The organism is Pseudomonas koreensis, assembly GCF_024169245.1.
Classification (GTDB): Bacteria; Pseudomonadota; Gammaproteobacteria; order Pseudomonadales; family Pseudomonadaceae; genus Aquipseudomonas; species Aquipseudomonas koreensis_F.
Window position 1 is genome coordinate 5245181 of record NZ_JALJWP010000001.1, and the last position, 17490, is coordinate 5262670.

Sequence of the window (17490 nt, forward strand, 5' to 3'; positions counted from 1 at the left end):
AAGCTTGAGTTCTACTTAATAAGTGGGAGCGTGATACAGGTCGTAGGTCTGGCGGATCATCAATGCGGCGCTGAAGCGTTCGCGGACGATGCTCCGGCCTTCGTTGCCGAGGTCGAGCAGGCGCGGCTTCTGGATGATCGTCAACACGTCGGCCAGCGCCTGGTGATCGCCGGACGGAAAGACGTAGCCGGACACTTCATTGGTGACCAGTTCCGGCAGCGAGGTGCAGTTGCTGGCAATCACCGGCAGCCCCATGGCCATGCCTTCCAGCGGCACCATGGCGAAGCCTTCCCAGCGACTGGGCACGATCAGCGCATCGGCCTTCTGATACAGCGCCTGCACTTCGCTCGGGGTCACCCAGGGCAGGTACTCGACAGAATCCATCGGCGGGCACTCCACCGAATCCTCGTTGACCGCACTGCCGACCACGGTGAGTTTGAGGTCGTTGCGATTGACCTTGGCGTAGGCCTTGAGCAGCACGTCGAAGCCTTTCTGATAGTCCAGGCGTCCGACAAACAGCAGATGAATAGGCTCGGCGCCAGCAATCTTCGGCGCCTCCTCCTTGTGGTGAATGCCGTTGTAGATCAGCTTCATGCGCTTGCGCTCGATGCCGAAGCGCGCAGCTTTGTCGAGTTCGTACTGGCTGACGCAGATGATCACGTCGGTGACTTTCTGCAGCACCCGTTCGATCCACGCGTAGATCTTCTGCTTGGTCGGCGAGCTTTCCATCAGGAACGAAAACGCGTGCGGGCAGTAGACTATTTTCGGCTTGCGCCACGGCCGCAACAGCACGCAGACACAACGGCCGATCACTCCGGAAAAAGTGCTGTGCAAATGCACGATGTCGGGTTTTTCCTTGAGCAGCACCTGGCTCAGGCGCCAGGCAAAACGCAGCAGCGACGGCACGTTACGGCCACTGCGCGGGAAGGTACGCACCTGCTGGGGCGCGATGCCGTGCAGTTCTTTGGCCTGATCCTCGGGGACCAGATAGACCAGTTGATAATTCGCCGCGTCGTCCTCGGGGGATGCCGAGATCGTGCGGATCACCGTCGCCACGCCACCTTTGATCGTCTCTGCCACGTGCAGTATTTTTTTCACAGCTCACCCACTTCAAACAGGAAAGAACAATCGGCAACCATCAGGATTTGTCGGACGCGTATTCGTAGTTGTAATAGCCAGTGCCGCCGTAATAGCTGGCGGCACGCTTCTCGACGCCGTTGAACACCGCGCCTTTCAACTCGATGCCGTTCTGGGCGAAGCGGCGAATGGTCAGTTCGATCTCTTTGGCCGGGTTCACGCCGAAGCGGGTAACGATCAGGCTGATGCCGGCCTCACGACCGACGATGGCGGCATCGGTCACTGCCAGCAGTGGCGGCGTGTCGATGATCACCAGGTCGTAGCGCTCGCTGAGTTGCGCCAGCAGCTCACGGAAGTTGGCATGCATCAGCAACTCGGAAGGGTTGGGCGGCACCTGACCGCGACTGATGAAATGCAGGTTGTCGATCTCGACGGTGTTGATCGCCTGCTCGAGAGTACAGCGCTTGACCAGCAGGTCGGACAGACCGTTGCTGATCGGCGTGTTGAGGGTCTTGTGCAGGTGACCTTTGCGCATGTCGGCGTCGATCAGCACCACGCGCTGGCCGCTCAGGGCCATGACCGCTGCGAGGTTGGACGAGACAAAAGTCTTGCCGACCTGCGGGCTCGGTCCGGAAATCATGATGCGGTTGTTGGTCGAGTCGAGCCCGGCAAAGTGCAGGCACGTGCGCAGGCTGCGGATCGATTCGATCGACAGATCGGTCGGATTGCGCAGCGCCAGCAAGTAGGCCGGTTTATCAACGCCATCGCGGGCACGGCCCTTTTTGCTGTCCTCTTCTTCCTGCAAGGCACTGTAGGGAATCGAGGCGTAAACCGGCAGGCCCAATTGCTCGATGCCCTCCGGGCCTTCGAGGCCTCGACTGAGGGATTTGCGCAGCAACACCAGGGCCACGCCGACGAACGCACCGAGCAACGTCGCGATCAGCACGATCAGCGGTTTCTTCGGTTTGATCGGGCTGGTCAGGTCGACGTCAGCGGTGTCGATCAGGCGCACATTGCCGACCGCCCCGGCGCGGACGATGTCCAGCTCCTGGGATTTGTTCAGCAACTGCGTGTAGATCTGCGAAGCCACTTCAACGTCGCGGGTCAGGTTGAGCAATTCCTGCTGGGTGGCCGGCAGGTCCTGAACCTTGCCCTCGAGGGATTTCTGCTGCTGGGTCAATTCGCCAATCTGCGTCATCAGTGCGCGATAGGCCGGGTGCTGTTTGGTGAACTTGCGATCGAGCTCGGCCTGCTGCATTTTCAGTTCGGAGATGCGCGTTTCCAGCGCCACCGACTGCCCCAGCACCGACTGGGTTTCCAGCGAGATATTCACGGTCTTGCCATGGGTCTGGTAGGCATTCAAGGCATCGCTGGCCTTGGCCAGGTCACGCTTGACCTGCGGCAACTGGCTTTGCAGAAACGCCAGGCTTTGCGCGGCTTCCGCCGAGGTGCGGCGCACGTTTTGCTCGACGTAGAGCGAGGCGATCTTATTGAGAATCTTCACCGCTTCGGCAGCATCAGAGCTGGCCAGCGCCAGACGAATGATCCCCGACTCCTTGCCTTGTTCGGAGATATCCAGCGCATCCTGATAGCCCTGAATGGTCACGATCCGTGGGTTGCGCACCACCTGAAAACGCGTGCCGGGGTTGGCTGCCAGTTGAGCGATCTGCCCTTCTACACCGTCGTTGGCAAACGCTTCACCGGCCACACCTTCGGCGAGCAGATTGTCGTTCTCATCGAACAACTGGAAGCGCTGTTGCTCGCCGGCGATCAGGGTGAGTTTTTTGCCGAGCAGGTCTTTCGGCAATTCCAGTCGATTGAATTCCAGACGTTCGCCGCCCCAGGCATAACTGTTCAAACCGAAACGCGGCGGCGCGACGCTGGTCTCGCTGTCACCGCGATAGCGCCGCGCAAGGAAGCCGCCGATCATTGGAAAATTGTTGGGCGTGACGTCGATATCCAGGCGCAGGTCGTCAACGGTTTTGCCGATTACCGCGCGGGACTTGATGATGCCGATTTCGGTCACCGACGGCGATTGCCCACCGAGCATGCTGTTGAGGTCGGAGAATCCGAGCATGTCGTTCTTTTTCGGCTCGACCTGCACCAGCGCGTTCGCCAGATACACCGGGGTTGCCAGTACCGCATAGGCGACGCCAGTGACCATGAAGGCACCGGTGAGCGCACCGATCAGCCACTTCTGATCGATCAGGCTGCCAAAGATGCCGAGCAGATCAATACTGTCTTGATCATTCTCGCGGGTGCCGTTTACGGACGGTAACTGCATAAGTCTGTTCTTACCATTCACTGTTCTGAAGAATATTCATCAATGCCCGAGACGCTTTGCCCATGAACTAACAGCATCTTCAATCAATGCGTGGGCATGAATAAACGCGGCCTTGCCTTGACGATACGGATCATGTATCTCGCGCTCGCTCTGCCATTTTCCGAGCAGAAACACTTTGCCTCTGGCGTGCGAGGCGATCTTCAGCACTTGATTTACATGGGCCTTTTCCATGACCAGGATCAGGTCCGAGTCATTGACGATGTCCGAAGTCAGTTGCCGCGCCTTGAAAGCTTCGGCGCAGTGCCCGTGCTCTTCGAGAACCTGCCGCGCCGAAGCCTCAACGCCTTCGCCCACGCGGGCGGACAGGCCCGCAGACGACACGGTGATGGCGGACGGGCCCAGCGCGTTGCGCAGCAGCAGTTCAGCCGTCGGACTTCGGCATATATTGCCCACGCAGACAACCAGGATCTTTTTGAACAAGTCTTGCTTTCCTGTGTAATATCAAACAGCCAACATGCCGCAAAAGTTAATGAACCCTCACGACTTTCCTGCACTCAGAAATAGCTTCGCCCTGTTAGTACAGGAACATTAAGTACCACAGCGTTTTAAGCCGCCCCAACCACAATTAGCGGACTAAAAATAACTGTGATTTTCAGTTGTTGTTTTCCTGACAAAAAATAACATTCACGCACTTAGTGCCATCACCGTTATCGGAAATTGAGTAACGGGATAAATATTCGTAGTTGTCATTCTCTTCAGGAGAGCAGACATGAAAACAGCACAGCGCAATAAACTCGCCGCCCTCGTACTGATGGCGATCGGTGCCACCAGTCAGGTTCATGCCAGTGAGCTGTTCCCCAACCTTCCAGCGAAAACCATCGGCGTTCAGGTGAAGATCCAGAGCTTTACCGCCGCCGATGCCGCGCAGATCAAAGCAGCAGGTTTCAGCTTTGTGCGCTTCGGCGTGTGGAGCGACAGCCTCACCGCCAAGACCTATCAGAAACAGGTCAGCGACGCCTTCGCCGCCGCAGCTTCTGCCGGGCTGCCGGTGCTGCTGACCGTGCGCGCAATCAAGGCATTGCCCGCCACTTCCCCCGCTGAACTGGACACGGCCGGCGGTAAGTTCGCCAACGCCGTAACCGGGCTGGAAAAGTCTTACAGCTCGCAACTGGTCGCGATCGAAATCTGGAACGAGCCGGATCTGGAACCCTACTGGCCGACGCGCAATTTCGACACCACGTTCGTGCCGTTCATGGCTGGCATGTGCAAGGCCTTCGAAGGTCAGCCGCAAACGACACCACGGGTCGGCTTCGGCTTCGCCCGGCCGCCAAGCGCTGGCTCGGCTTCGACGGTGGCGTTGAAAAGCATCGTCAGCGATTACCCCAAATGCCTCAACGCGGTGTCCTATCACCCTTACGGCATGACCGCTACGCAGATCAGCAACGCGCAGACGTTTATCCAGCAGAACTTCAATCTGCCGGGGGTTATCAGTGAGTGGGGAGTTTCGGCCCTCGCCTCCAACGGCGGGCCTGAGGGGCAGGCGACCAGGATCAACGCGTTTATCGCTGACGTTAAACGTCTGACTATCCCGCTGACGTCTATCTACGAATGGCGCAATAGTGATTCAGGCAGCAACGATCGCGAGAAGAACTTCGGCTTTCTCACTTCGGACGGTCAGCCGAAACCGGCACGCTTGTCGGTAGAAGGCGTGTTGAACGCTGAGTAGGCTTTGGGCAACCGGTCTGTTCACAGGTCGGTTGCTTTGAACCTGTGGGCTGTTTTGGCATCGTATTCAGCGACACCGCGCCCCGCCTTTCAAACAATCGTTTTCAGGTTGTTGCCGCAGGGGCCATCGATCCACGAATGCACCCTTGAGTGCCCGTCAGCGCTCGGGTAATGTCTTCAGACCCATAGGATAGAGCACGCCCATGACTTCCAAGCTGGAACAACTCAAACAGTTCACCACCGTGGTTGCCGACACCGGCGACTTCGAAGCGATCGCCCGGGTCAAACCGGTCGACGCCACCACCAACCCTTCCCTGCTGCTCAAGGCCTCGGCGATTCACGGTTACGCCGAACTGCTGAACGATTGCGTCCGCGACTGCAAGGGCGATGTCGGCCTGGCCAGCGACCGTTTCGGCGTTGCCGTGGGCAAGGAAATTCTCAACGTGGTTCCGGGCCGCATCTCCACCGAAGTGGATGCGCGTCTGTCCTTCGACCAGGACGCGATCCTCAAGCGTGCACACCGCCTGATCGAGCTGTACGACAAGGCTGGCGTCGGCCGCGACCGCGTACTGATCAAGATCGCCTCGACCTGGGAAGGCATCCGCGCCGCCGAGATCCTCGAGAAAGAAGGCATCCAGACCAACCTGACCCTGCTGTTCTCCTTCGCCCAGGCCGCCGCCTGCGCCGACGCCGGCGTGTTCCTGATTTCGCCGTTCGTGGGCCGCATCTACGACTGGTACAAGAAAGCCAACGGCAACGACTACACCGGTGCCGATGATCCGGGCGTCCAGTCGGTGACGCGCATCTACAACTACTACAAGGCCAATGACTACAAGACCGTGGTCATGGGCGCGAGCTTCCGCAACATCAACCAGATCGAACAACTGGCCGGCTGCGATCGCCTGACCATCAGCCCGGAACTGCTGGAGAAGCTGGCCGCCGACACCGGCAAGCTGGAACGCAAACTGGCGCCGGGCAATGCCGGTGAAGCGCGTCTGAGCCTCAACGAAGCGCAGTTCCGCTGGTTGTCCAACGAAGACGCGATGGCCACCGAGAAACTGGCTGAAGGCATCCGTCAGTTCGCTCGCGACCAGGAGAAGCTCGAAGCGTTGCTGCAGGCCAAGCTGTGATTTGAGTTGGTAGAACGCAAAAAGGGCGAACCTTCACAGGTTCGCCCTTTTTCATTCTGCATTGAGAGGCGCGTTGACCGAACTGAAGCCTTCGCGAGCAAGCTCGCTCCCACAAGGGGATCTGTGATCGACACTGATCCAGTGTGGGAGCGAGCTTGCTCGCGAAGAGGCCGGCCCAGACACCATCAATCCACGAGATCAGTGTCTTTCGAGGGCATTCACCAGATCATGAAACGCCTCACGATTGGAATCGTTCAGGCCCATGAGAATCTTGTGCGCTTCCAGCACTTTGATTCGCACCACTTCTTCCGATTGATCCTGATCGGGCAGGTCATCCAGGCACTCCGGGCACGGCACCGGGTGGTTGACGATGTTGAACACCTGCTCGAAGCCCATCGACTGCAACAGCCGGGTGATGTCTTCGTGGGTGGTGACAACCGTCGGCAACAGACCGACCTTCTGCCGTGACAGGATCGACAGTTTGGCCAGCAGGCCGAGGGTGGTGCTGTCGATGCTGCGGGTTTCGGTCAAATCGATCACGATCGCGTTGAAGTTCAGCGCGGTGAAGATTTTCTCAATAGTCGCATCCAACGCCGAACACAGGGTCAGGCGAACTTCACCGACGAACTTCAGGACGAAGGTGCCGTCCTGCTCGGCGAACTGGATTCTACCGGTACTCATTGAAGATTCCTGCTCAACACCAACAGGGCGATATCATCCGGCATCTCCCCTAGCGTGGCCAAACCAAACACTTGCCGCAGACCATCCAGGCTGCCGCCCGCTGACTTCACCCGTTCAGGCAAAGCAGCCTCTTTTTCTTTGAGCGTTGCTTCCGGCAAAAGGTCCAGAATGCCATCAGACATCAGCGTCAGGCTGAACGTCGGCGGCAGCTCAAGCACGTGGTCTTCGTAGGTGGCTTCATTGAACAGCCCCACCGGCAGACCACGGCCTTCGAGATAACGAACATTGTCAGGCGTGTACAACACAGGCAACGGCAGATGGCCGCCGATGCTATAGGTCAACAAACCGGTCTCCTCGTCGATGACTCCACCGACCATTGTGACGTGTTTACCCAGCTTACAACTGATCAGCCCCCGGTTGATATGACCGAGCACTTCCGAAGGCTTGAACTCCGGCAAGGTGCCGCTGCGTTTCGACTCGAAGAGCAAACGCGTGGTCATGAACTTCAACAGCACGGTGACGAAGGCGGATGACGCGCCATGCCCGGAAACATCCGCCAGATAGAACGCGACCCGGCGCTCGTCGACGCGGAAATAGTCGACAAAATCACCCGACAGGTACAACGACGGGATGATCTGGTGGGCAAAGTTGAATTCGTCGATGCTCCACGGGCTTTCCGGCAGCATGTTCATCTGTACCTGGCGACCGGCGTTCTGGTCTTCCTGGAGCAGGTTCAGACTGGCTTCGAGCTCGCGGTTGGCCTTCTCCAGCTTCTCGCGGTAACGCTGGTTTTCCAGCAGCAGCCGCGCACGATCCAGGGCCCGGCGCACAGAGTGCTCGAGCACAGCCAGATCTTCGAGAGGCTTGATCAGGTAATCCGCCGCGCCGAGGCGCAGGGCCTCGACCGCGTCGTTCATCACTCCGGCGCCCGAGACCACGATCACCGGTGTCTCTGGCGAGCGCTCGGTGACCTGACGGATCAGTTCGAGACCGCCCATCTGCGGCATGCGCAGATCGCAGATCACCAGATCGGGCTCGTCTTGCTCGAATACCTGAAGACCCTGTTGACCGTTGCCGGCCTGCAGGACGCTGAAACCACTGTCTTCCAGATAGGCCGCGAGGCTCGCGCGCACTACCTCGTCATCATCGATTATCAGCAGCGTGGCACTGGTTTTTGGCATGTGGGCAAACGGCGCCAGAATTAGGTTGGCGTAGTGAGCGGGGCAACGGCCCTGCGCAGACTACTGGATTCGCTTTCTAGCCTCTCTGCTGCAGCGCTTTCAAGCATTCGCCTGGCGCGCGGTTTTAAACAGAGGTGCCCTTCTAAGGCGCAGACGGTACTCCCATCCGCAGAGCGTTTCAAGCATGCGCCGATTGTCGCTCGACGACTTTGTTTGTCAAATCACCGGGAGTTATAAGAACCCCTCTAAACGTAACCCGATGGAAGGTAGCGACGCTCGCTGGCGCTGCTCTGCTGCTGACAAAAAAGGCGACCCGAGGGTCGCCTTCCTGGCAGCGGTCGAAATCAGAAATCGTCTTCGACCTGACCATCCTTCACCTTGAACTCGCGGTTCTGCAGGTAAGCGTTGCGGATGAAGGTGTACTTGTCGCCGCTGATCAGCTTCTCGCTCGACAGCAGGCTGGCGCGGGTGTCGACGATATTGAGGCCGAAGATCGAGTTACGCGTCGGCACGTGATCGATGTAGCGGTACATGCCGGTGTAGCTGTCGACGTACTTCGACGGTGCGTCACGCAGGGTGCTCGGGCCCATCAGCGGCAGCATCACGTACGGGCCGCTGCCCACGCCCCAATAACCGAGGGTCTGACCGAAGTCTTCGTCACTGCGGTTCAAGCCCATCTGGGTGCCGACATCGAAAAAGCCGAGCAGACCGAAGGTGGTGTTGAAAATCAGTCGGGCGGTATCAACGCCGGCAGCAGCCGGTTTGGCCTGCAGAATGTTGTTCGCCAGGTTGGTGACGTCACCGACGTTGCGGAACATGTTGTGAATGCCGTCTTCAACGAACTGCGGAGTGATGAACTCATAACCCTGCGCCAATGGCTTCAACGCGTAAGTGTCAACGAAGTCGTTGAACTGGAAAATCGGCCGGTTGACGCTTTCCCAAGGGTCTTCTTCGGTGGCCGCCTGGGTGGCGAACGGCGCCAGCAACAGGCTGGCACAAACACTTAGCTGAGCGAGCGAAGGGCTCCAGCGCATAGAAAAACTCCTTGGATTTGATACTGGCGCGGACCTCTCGGCCCGGACATTAAGGCCGCTAGTATAAGCGTAAACGGCAATTTGGGCAGTCTGCCGCTGCAAGGATATGCAGGAAGTTTCCTACGTCGTCTTTCACAGGGCTGTCATGCAACTGTCACCCGCGCGCCATAGCCTTGAGCGTTATTTCAGGGACGTTGCCATGACTCACGCCGAAACCTTGCCCGTCGCCGCGCCCAGTCTGACTGCCGTGCTGTTCGGCCTGAGCGGTTGCCTGGTGGATTTCGGTGCCCGCGCCGCGCAACAGCTCAACGCCCGGCCGGAACACGCCGAAACCACGCCCGGCGCGCTCGATAGCCTGAAGAGCTTGCAACGCCAGGGAATTCCCTGCGCGTGGCTCGATGAATTGCCCCCTGCCCTCGCTCAGCCACTGGCCGCCTCGCTGCCGGACTGGATCAAACCGACGCAACATTCAGCAACAATGAATCCATGGCCAGCCCCGAATGCCTGCTGGCAAGCATTGATGGATCTGAACATCGACCGCCTCGATGGCTGCGTCCTGGTCAGCGGTGAACCGCGCCTGTTACAGGCCGGCCTGAATGCCGGATTATGGACGATCGGTCTGGCGTCCTGCGGCTCGCTGTGCGGCCTGAGCCCGAGCGAATGGCAGGCACTCTCACAAAAGGAGCGCGAACAGTTGCGCGGCAAGGCCACTGTGCAGTTATTCAGCCTTGGTGTGCATTCGGCGATCGATCATCTCGGCGAACTGGATGCCTGCCTTGCCGACATCAGCTCGCGCCGCGCCAAAGGCGAAAAGCCCTGACCGACGTCATGCAGGTTCGCCGAGAGTGGATTAATCTAAAGGTCAGCCATAGACCTTTGGCGCGCGGCTGCGGTCAATGCCAGTGCCTATTGATAAAAGGAAACCACCATGCCCGCCCAAGAACTGCAAAAACAGCTCGATACCCTGCGCGAGCAGCTGGAACAGAATCCTCCGCTGTCGGAAGTCGAGCGTGAAGATCTGCATGCACTGATGGCGCAGATCGAATCGGAAATCCAGCTGGAAACTGCCACCCAGGACGCGAGCATCGCCGATGGCGTGAACCTGGCAGTCGAGCGCTTCGAAGTCGAACACCCGGCGATCGCCGGCACCCTGCGCAATATCATGAACACGCTGGGCAGCATGGGCATCTGATGCCCCCGTGCACAAAAAAGCCCTGCCAGCGATGGCAGGGCTTTTTCATTTCCACAATTTGAAACGCAATCTCCTGTAGGAGTGAGCCTGCTCGCGATAGCGGTGGACCAGTCGACATCAATGGTGAATGTCAGTCAGCTATCGCGAGCAGGCTCACTCCTACAGTTACTGACGCACCAGACGATGGTTCGGCAGTTGCACCTCTTCGGTGCTGCGATACGGATTGATATCCAGCCCACCCCGGCGAACGTAACGTGCAAATACGGTGAGCTTTTCAGGTTTCAACAACCGCTGCAGATCAAGAAAAATCCGCTCAACGCATTGCTCGTGGAAGTCCGAGTGCTGGCGGAAGCTGACGATGTATTCCAGCAGGCTGGCGTGATCCAGCTCTGCGCCGCGATATTCCACCACCACGCTGCCCCAGTCCGGCTGGCTGGTCACCGGGCAGTTGGATTTGAGCAGATGGCTGTGCACGCTCTCTTCAACGATTCGCGAATCGTCGCAACGCAGCAATTCCGGGCGCGGATGTTCGTAGTTGCTGACACTGATATCCAGATCGTCGATGCACACGCCCGGCAGTGCCACGACGCCTTCAGCCTCAACGTCCTTCAAACTGCGAACCCGCACGCCCACCGGTTTGCCGGCGGCGGCAGACAGATCCTTGACCAGCGTCGCCTCCAGCGTGGCGACGTCGGCGAACGGCGTCTGGTTCAGCGAGTTGAGGTACAGCTTGAACGACTTCGATTCGATGATGTTCGGCGAGTCCGCCGGGATGCTGAATTCAGCGATCGCCACCACCGGTTTGCCCGATGGCAGCAGCCACGACAGCTCGAAGCAGTTCCAGAAATCCACACCTTTGTACGGCAGGGTTTCGGCGGTCAGGCCCAGCTCGGCCCATTTCGCGGTGCGCGGAATCGGGAACAGCAGGGACGGCGTATAAGTGGCGATGTATTCGCTGGATTTGCCCAGCGGCGAATGTTCGGCTGCGGGATGCATGGCGGAAACCTGACTGAATAATCAGCGGATTCTACCAGCCTTTGCCCGCGCCTTTGAGTGCTTACTGACTGACAGTCAGTTTGCCGACCATGCCCGCCTGGTAATGCCCGGGAATATTGCAGGCAAACTCAAGGTTCGTGGCCTTGCTGAAAGTCCAGGTCAACTCAGCGGTTTTTCCCGGTTCGACCAATACGCTGTTGGGGTCGTCGTGTTTCATTCCGTGGCCCATCGCCGCGTGATCCATGCCCGCCGTGTCGTGGGACATTTCTTTTATCCCTGTCGGCGTGAGCATGCCGCTCTGCTGCATCTGCAACATTTCCTGCTGGTGACTGGCATGCATCGCCGCATCACCAAGGTTGAATTCGTGCAGCAACTGGCCTTTATTCACCAGCACAAAGCGAACCGTCTCACCGGCCTTGACCTGTATGATTTTCGGATCGAAGTTCATGTCGCCCATGACGATTTCGATACTGCGCGTGGCCTGGCTCGCCGCTGCCGGCTGGCCGAACGCGTAGCTATGCGCCGGTGTCGCCGAGACTGGCGAACTCAATGCCAGCAGACAGGCAGCTAACGTAAGGGATGTGCGAAAAAACATGGTCACGCTCCAACAAGAGAAGGTTCAGCCTGTGGGAAACTCTAACCACTGTGCGCTGGCATCGACCTGACAGGCAGATTACAACTTTGTCAGCTTGGCGCTCATCGCCCGATCTCACGGTATAACGCCCTCGCCTTCTCTACATCCCAACCAGCCCGAGTCGCCCATGAAACTGTTGATCGTCGAAGACCAAGCGAAAACCGGCCAGTACCTGCGTCAGGGCCTCACCGAGGCCGGGTTCAATACCGAGCTGGTGGCGGACGGCAACAGTGGCCAGCAATTGGCCTTGAGCGGCGAGTACGCGCTGCTGATCCTCGATGTGATGCTGCCCGGGCGCAGTGGCTGGCAGATTCTGCAAGCGGTGCGCAACGCCGGCCTCGACACGCCGGTACTTTTTCTGACGGCCAAGGACGCCGTAGAGGACAGGGTTCACGGCCTCGAACTGGGCGCCGACGATTATCTGGTCAAGCCATTCGCCTTCTCCGAGTTGCTCGCCCGGGTGCGCAGCCTGTTGCGGCGCGGCAGCGCGATCGCCCAGGAGACCAGCCTGCAACTGGCCGATCTGCGTCTGGATCTGATCCGCCGCCGGGTCGAACGCAGCGGCCAGCGCATCGACCTGACTGCCAAGGAGTTCGCCCTACTGGAAATGCTCCTGCGTCGCCAGGGTGAGGTCCTGCCGAAGTCGCTGATCGCTTCGCAGGTCTGGGACATGAATTTCGACAGCGACACCAATGTCATCGAAGTGGCAATCCGCCGCTTGCGCCTGAAGATCGACGATGACTTCCCCAACAAGTTGATCCACACCGTGCGCGGCATGGGTTACGTGCTCGAAGAGCGTGCGCTGTGATGCGTCACTTGTCCTTGAGCACGCGCCTGGCCCTGCTGTTTGCCGCCTGCACCGCGGTGGTCTCGCTATTCGCCGGAGTGCTGTTCAATCGCGCCAGCGAGGCGCACTTCATCGAACTCGATCAGCAACAACTGGAGGCTAAACTGATCGGCCTGCGCCGCGCCTTGCAGGATCTGCAGCCTGCCCAGCGCGAAGCGCGGCTGGCCGATGAACTCAGCCGTCAGGCCGACCTGTCGTTGCGCATCACCAGTGGCGACGGTCAGCACTGGTACGACAGTTCACTGCAGATTCCCAAGAATCTGCCGCTGCAAACAGGCCTGTCGACGATCAGCCATGACGGCACCGACTACCGCGTACTGCGCGCCCCGCTCTACCCGGACACAGCGGATTCGCCGCAACTGACTCTGCTGCTGGACATCACTCACCACCAGCATTTCCTTGCGCGCATGCAGCATCTGATCTGGCTGACCGTCGGCCTGTCAGCGCTGGCCACGGCCCTGCTCGGGGCCTGGGCCGCGCGCAGCGGTCTGCGCCCGTTGCGTCGCATGAGCGCGGTGGCCTGTGGGATTTCTGCGCGATCGCTGAATGCTCGACTGCCTGAAGAGAAAATGCCGCCAGAGCTTGCGGAAATGGCCCACAGTTTCAACGCCATGCTCGCTCGCCTCGACGACTCGTTTCAGCGCCTCTCGGCATTCTCCGCCGACATCGCCCATGAGTTGCGCACGCCGCTGTCGAATCTGCTGACCCACACCCAGGTGACTCTCACCCGCCCACGCGCACTGGAGGATTACCGCGAAGCACTGCACAGCAACCTCGAAGAACTGCAATGGATGGCGCAACTGGTCAACGACATGCTTTACCTCGCGAAGGCCGATCACGGCTTGCTGATGCCCAAGCGCGAACCGCTGGAACTGGCGGATGAGGCTGACATGCTGCTGGAGTTTTTTGCGCCATTGGCCGAAGACGCAGGCGTGAACCTGAGCCGTGAGGGGGCGGCGCGTATCGAAGGTGACCGCGGCATGTTGCGCCGCGCCTTGTCGAATCTGCTGGATAACGCGCTACGGTTCACCCCGGCCGAGGGATACGTTCGCTTGAGCATCGTCGACGAGGCGAAAGCTGTGCGCGTTTGCGTCGAGAACAGTGGCCAAGGGATTTCAGCGCACGTGCTGCCACGTTTGTTTGACCGGTTCTATCGGGCGGACCCTGCACGGCAGGAAGGCAGCAGTGAGCATGCGGGGTTGGGGCTGGCAATTACCCAGTCGATCGTGCGGGCGCATGGCGGGCAGATTCGTTGTGAATCTGAAGCGGGTTGGACGCGGTTTGTGATCGAGTTGCCTCGGACCTGATCGTTCCCACGCTCTGCGTGGGAATGCAGCCCGGGACGCTCCGCGTCCCTTCAAGAGCCGAACGCAGAGCGTCCGTTGAGGCATTCCCACGCAGAGCGTGGGAACGAGCATGGAGTCGCTTACGAATATCTCAAGGCATGCGCCGGTTCGATCTTCGCCGCTCGCCACGCCGGATACACCGTCGCCAAAAAGCTCAGAATGAATCCAGCCGAGCAGATCAACAGCACATCTCCACCCTGCAGTTCCGACGGCAGATTGCTGACGAAATACACGTCCGAACTGAAGATATGCTGCCCGGTCACGCGCTCGACCCAGCCGACCAGTTCGCTGACATTGAGCGCGGCGATCACGCCCAGCACACCGCCAATGATGGTGCCGACAATACCGATCACCGTGCCCTGCACCATGAAGATCGCCATGATCTGCCGCGGTGTGGCGCCGATGGTGCGCAGAATCGCGATGTCGGCGCCCTTGTCGTTCACCACCATGATCAGCGTCGCAATGATGTTGAACGCCGCCACCGCGACGATCATCAGCAACAGCAGGCCGATCATGGTTTTTTCCATCTTCATCGCACTGAACAGGCTGCCTTGGGTATGGGTCCAGTCGTCAGCCTTGAAGTCGGCGCCAAGGCCACCGGCAATGTCCGCAGACACCTTCGGCGCGGCGTACAAATCCTTGACCGCCAGGCGCACGCTCTGCACCTGATTCGGCTGCCAGTGCTGCATGGTCGCGGCATCGGCGACATGGATCAAGCCCATCGAACCGTCCAGCTCGGCACCGACCTTGAACACGCCAACCACATTCAGGCGCTGCATGCGCGGAGTAATGCCTCCCGGCGCGGTGCTGACTTCCGGAACGATCAGGGTGATCTTGTCGCCGACGTTCAGGCGGAAACGCCGCGCAGTGATTTCACCGATCACCACACCGAATTCGCCCGGCTTCAACGCATCGAGACGTCCCTGAACGATGTGCTGGGCGACGATCGACACCTTGCCTTCCTGGGCCGGGTCGACGCCGCTGATCTGGATCGGCTGCATCGAACCCTTGTAGGAGAGCATGCCTTCCATTTCGGTGAACGGCACGGCGGCGGTCACTTCCGGGTTTTTCATTGCGGCGGCGGCAACCGGCTGCCAGTCGTCGATCGGCTTGACGCCGACGATGGTCGCGTGGGGCACCATGCCGAGGATGCGCGAGCTCATTTCGCGCTGGAAGCCGTTCATCACCGACAGCACCACGATCATCGCCAGCACGCCGAGGGCGAGGCCGATCATCGAGGTCATCGAAATGAACGAAACAAAGCGATTTCGGCGCTTGGCGCGGGTATAGCGCGTGCCGATAAAGATCGATAACGGTCTGAACATTCGCTGGGGCACCGTATGGAAATAAAAGACCCGGCGCCCTTACGGACGCCGGGTTTCAGCCAGTCAGATGGGGGTCAAACAGCCTTCCTGCAGCTGCAGGACGCGATCCATCTGGCGAGCCAGGTTCATGTCGTGTGTCACCACCAGAAACGCCGTGCGCATCGAAGTGCTCAGCTCCAGCATCAGGTCCTGAATGCCTTCGGCGGTGTGCAGGTCGAGGTTGCCGGTCGGCTCGTCGAGCATCACCAGCCCCGGGTTGTTGACCAGGGCACGGGCGATGGCCACGCGCTGACGTTCGCCGCCGGACAGTTCCGCCGGTTTGTGCTCGAGGCGATGGCCCAGACCGACACGCTCCAGCAATGCCGTGGCGCGCTGACGCGCCTCCGGGATGGCGGTCTTGCCGATCAACAGCGGCATGCAGACGTTTTCCAGCGCGGTGAATTCCGGCAGCAAGTGGTGAAACTGGTAAACGAAACCAAGGGCGCGGTTGCGCAGCAGGCCCCGCTTCTTCTCGCTCAACGCCGACAGTTCTTCGCCGTCAAGCCAGACGCTGCCCTTGCTCGGCGTATCGAGACCGCCCAGCAGGTTGAGCAAGGTACTTTTGCCGGAACCGGATTTACCCACGATCGCCACACGCTCGCCCGGGTGCAACTCCAGTTGCAGGCCGGCCAGCACTTGTACCGACTCCGGGCCTTCCTCATAGGATTTGCCCAGGTTACGGCAGCTCAGAATTGCTTGTTCACTCATGCCCGACTCACTCATAACGTAACGCCTCCGCCGGCTGGGTGCGCGCGGCACGCCAGGCGGGATACAGGGTGGCGAGGAAACTCAGGACCAACGCAGCAGCGCAAACCATGACGACGTCCTGGCTCTGTACCTGCGAAGGAAGATAATCAATGAAATACACGTCAGCATTAAGGAACTTGTGGCCGATCAACCCTTCAAGTGCCGAAATGGCCGCGCTGACGTTCAGTGCCGCGAGAATCCCGACCACCGCACCGATGGCCGTGCCGACCACGCCGATTACCGTGCCCTGAACCATGAACGTGCGCATGATCGTGCCCGGAGTGGCGCCGAGGGTACGCAGAATGGCGATGTCGCCCTTCTTGTCGTTGACCACCATCACCAGCGTGGAAATGATGTTGAACGCGGCGACGGCGACGATCAGCAGCAACAGCAGCCCGATCATGGCTTTTTCCATGCGGATCGCCTGATACAGGTTGCCGTGGGTCCGGGTCCAGTCGCGGGCGTAGTAACGGTCTTCGCCGAGCTGCTGGGCAATATTCCACGCCTCGCGCGGGGCCTGGAACAGGTCGTCGAACTTCAGACGCAAGCCCTGCACCTGATCGGCTTTCCAGCGGTGCATCTTGGCCAGATCCTGCAGATTGGTCACGCCGAGGTAGCCGTCGAGCTCACCGGCGCCGACATGGAAAATCCCGACCACGGTGAAACGCTTCATGCGCGGGAACATCCCGGCCGGGGTCACGCTGACCTCGGGAGCAACGAAGGTGACCTTGTCGCCGATGCCGACACCGAGCTTGGTCGCCGCCTTGTCGCCGATAACGATGCCGAAGCTGCCCGGTGTCAGGTCGTCGAGTTTGCCCTGCTTCATGAAGTTGTCGATGATCGACACATTGCGCTCGAGCGCAGGATCAATGGCATTGAGCAACACTTTCGAGACCTGACCGTTGTTGGTCAGCAGGCCCTGCATCTGGGTGAACGGCGCTACCGCCGTCACCTGCCGATTCTGCTTGACCTTGCCGGCCAGGCTCTGCCAGTCGTTGATCGGCTCGCCGGTCTCAAGGGTGGCGTGGGGCACCATGCCCAGCACGCGAGTGCGCATCTCATGGTCGAAGCCGTTCATCACCGACAGCACGACGATCATCACGACCACGCCAAGGGCGAGCCCGATCATCGAAGTCAGGGAAATGAATGACACAAAATGATTGCGACGCTTTGCACGGGTATAACGCGTGCCGATAAATACGAAGAGAGGTCTGAACATGTCGGGGCTTGTTCGGAGGGAAAAGGAACGTCC

General features: G+C 59.6%; 17 protein-coding genes. 6 read left to right on the forward strand and 11 right to left on the reverse strand.

Translation table 11 applies throughout. The features are described 5' to 3' along the window. Window positions 1-15 precede the first annotated feature (15 nt). The 3 genes from J2Y90_RS23235 to J2Y90_RS23245 are packed head-to-tail and all read right to left on the reverse strand — an operon-like array spanning window position 16 to window position 3841. Complete coding sequence (locus tag J2Y90_RS23235) at window positions 16-1098, reverse strand: glycosyltransferase (protein ID WP_367399445.1); 1083 nt, start codon at window positions 1096-1098, stop codon at window positions 16-18. A gap of 40 nt (window positions 1099-1138) precedes the next feature. Then, the gene (locus tag J2Y90_RS23240) at window positions 1139-3361 is read right to left on the reverse strand and encodes a polysaccharide biosynthesis tyrosine autokinase (protein WP_253503773.1); all 2223 of its coding nucleotides are present in this window, start codon (window positions 3359-3361) and stop codon (window positions 1139-1141) included. A gap of 39 nt (window positions 3362-3400) precedes the next feature. Then, on the reverse strand, window positions 3401-3841 hold the full coding sequence (locus tag J2Y90_RS23245) for a low molecular weight protein-tyrosine-phosphatase (RefSeq protein WP_016775466.1): 441 nt from the start codon (window positions 3839-3841) through the stop codon (window positions 3401-3403). Window positions 3842-4130: 289 nt separating this feature from the next. Here J2Y90_RS23245 and J2Y90_RS23250 point away from each other — a divergent pair, with 289 nt between their 5' ends. Together J2Y90_RS23250 and tal are read left to right on the forward strand one after the other, a co-directional pair. Then, a complete protein-coding gene (locus J2Y90_RS23250; protein WP_253503776.1) occupies window positions 4131-5087 on the forward strand; it encodes a cellulase family glycosylhydrolase in 957 nt (318 codons plus the stop codon). A 202-nt stretch (window positions 5088-5289) separates the two neighbouring features. Further along, a complete protein-coding gene (gene tal, locus J2Y90_RS23255; protein WP_041477315.1) occupies window positions 5290-6216 on the forward strand; it encodes a transaldolase in 927 nt (308 codons plus the stop codon). A 198-nt stretch (window positions 6217-6414) separates the two neighbouring features. Here the strand turns inward: tal and rssC are convergent, their stop codons facing one another. From rssC to J2Y90_RS23270, 3 genes are all read right to left on the reverse strand, one after another. After that, complete coding sequence (gene rssC / locus J2Y90_RS23260) at window positions 6415-6897, reverse strand: anti-sigma factor antagonist RssC (RefSeq protein ID WP_003226553.1); 483 nt, start codon at window positions 6895-6897, stop codon at window positions 6415-6417. Further along, entirely contained in the window at window positions 6894-8078 is a 1185-nt protein-coding gene (rssB, locus tag J2Y90_RS23265; RefSeq protein WP_253503779.1) for a two-component system response regulator RssB, read from the reverse strand. The genes rssC and rssB overlap by 4 nt, the downstream gene beginning before the upstream one ends. 344 nt (window positions 8079-8422) lie before the next feature. Continuing rightward, complete coding sequence (locus J2Y90_RS23270; protein WP_253503782.1) at window positions 8423-9112, reverse strand: MlaA family lipoprotein; 690 nt, start codon at window positions 9110-9112, stop codon at window positions 8423-8425. Between the two features lie 199 nt (window positions 9113-9311). Here J2Y90_RS23270 and J2Y90_RS23275 point away from each other — a divergent pair, with 199 nt between their 5' ends. Together J2Y90_RS23275 and J2Y90_RS23280 are read left to right on the forward strand one after the other, a co-directional pair. Further along, the gene (locus J2Y90_RS23275) at window positions 9312-9932 is read left to right on the forward strand and encodes an HAD family phosphatase (protein WP_253503785.1); all 621 of its coding nucleotides are present in this window, start codon (window positions 9312-9314) and stop codon (window positions 9930-9932) included. Window positions 9933-10040: 108 nt separating this feature from the next. After that, entirely contained in the window at window positions 10041-10304 is a 264-nt protein-coding gene (locus tag J2Y90_RS23280; protein ID WP_253503787.1) for a DUF4404 family protein, read from the forward strand. A 165-nt stretch (window positions 10305-10469) separates the two neighbouring features. Here J2Y90_RS23280 and queF read toward each other — a convergent pair whose 3' ends face one another. Together queF and copI are read right to left on the reverse strand one after the other, a co-directional pair. Then, window positions 10470-11300 carry an NADPH-dependent 7-cyano-7-deazaguanine reductase QueF gene (queF, locus tag J2Y90_RS23285; RefSeq protein WP_253503790.1) on the reverse strand — a complete coding sequence of 277 codons (831 nt, stop codon included), beginning with the start codon at window positions 11298-11300 and terminating at the stop codon, window positions 10470-10472. 61 nt (window positions 11301-11361) lie between these two features. Continuing rightward, window positions 11362-11895: a copper-resistant cuproprotein CopI gene (copI, locus tag J2Y90_RS23290; protein ID WP_253503794.1), complete on the reverse strand. Its 534-nt coding sequence runs from the start codon at window positions 11893-11895 to the stop codon at window positions 11362-11364. A 166-nt stretch (window positions 11896-12061) separates the two neighbouring features. Here copI and J2Y90_RS23295 point away from each other — a divergent pair, with 166 nt between their 5' ends. Both J2Y90_RS23295 and J2Y90_RS23300 read left to right on the forward strand, forming a co-directional pair. After that, window positions 12062-12742 (forward strand): heavy metal response regulator transcription factor, encoded by a 681-nt coding sequence (locus J2Y90_RS23295; RefSeq protein WP_253503797.1) that lies wholly within the window; start codon window positions 12062-12064, stop codon window positions 12740-12742. Then, window positions 12742-14088, forward strand: a complete 1347-nt coding sequence (locus J2Y90_RS23300) for a heavy metal sensor histidine kinase (protein WP_253503800.1) — start codon at window positions 12742-12744, stop codon at window positions 14086-14088. The genes J2Y90_RS23295 and J2Y90_RS23300 overlap by 1 nt, the downstream gene beginning before the upstream one ends. 119 nt (window positions 14089-14207) lie before the next feature. Here J2Y90_RS23300 and J2Y90_RS23305 read toward each other — a convergent pair whose 3' ends face one another. From J2Y90_RS23305 to J2Y90_RS23315, 3 genes are all read right to left on the reverse strand, one after another. Then, entirely contained in the window at window positions 14208-15452 is a 1245-nt protein-coding gene (locus J2Y90_RS23305) for a lipoprotein-releasing ABC transporter permease subunit (protein ID WP_024013627.1), read from the reverse strand. A 63-nt stretch (window positions 15453-15515) separates the two neighbouring features. Further along, the gene (gene lolD / locus J2Y90_RS23310) at window positions 15516-16214 is read right to left on the reverse strand and encodes a lipoprotein-releasing ABC transporter ATP-binding protein LolD (RefSeq protein ID WP_024013628.1); all 699 of its coding nucleotides are present in this window, start codon (window positions 16212-16214) and stop codon (window positions 15516-15518) included. Next, a complete protein-coding gene (locus J2Y90_RS23315; RefSeq protein ID WP_253503803.1) occupies window positions 16207-17457 on the reverse strand; it encodes a lipoprotein-releasing ABC transporter permease subunit in 1251 nt (416 codons plus the stop codon). The genes lolD and J2Y90_RS23315 overlap by 8 nt, the downstream gene beginning before the upstream one ends. Window positions 17458-17490 lie beyond the last annotated feature (33 nt).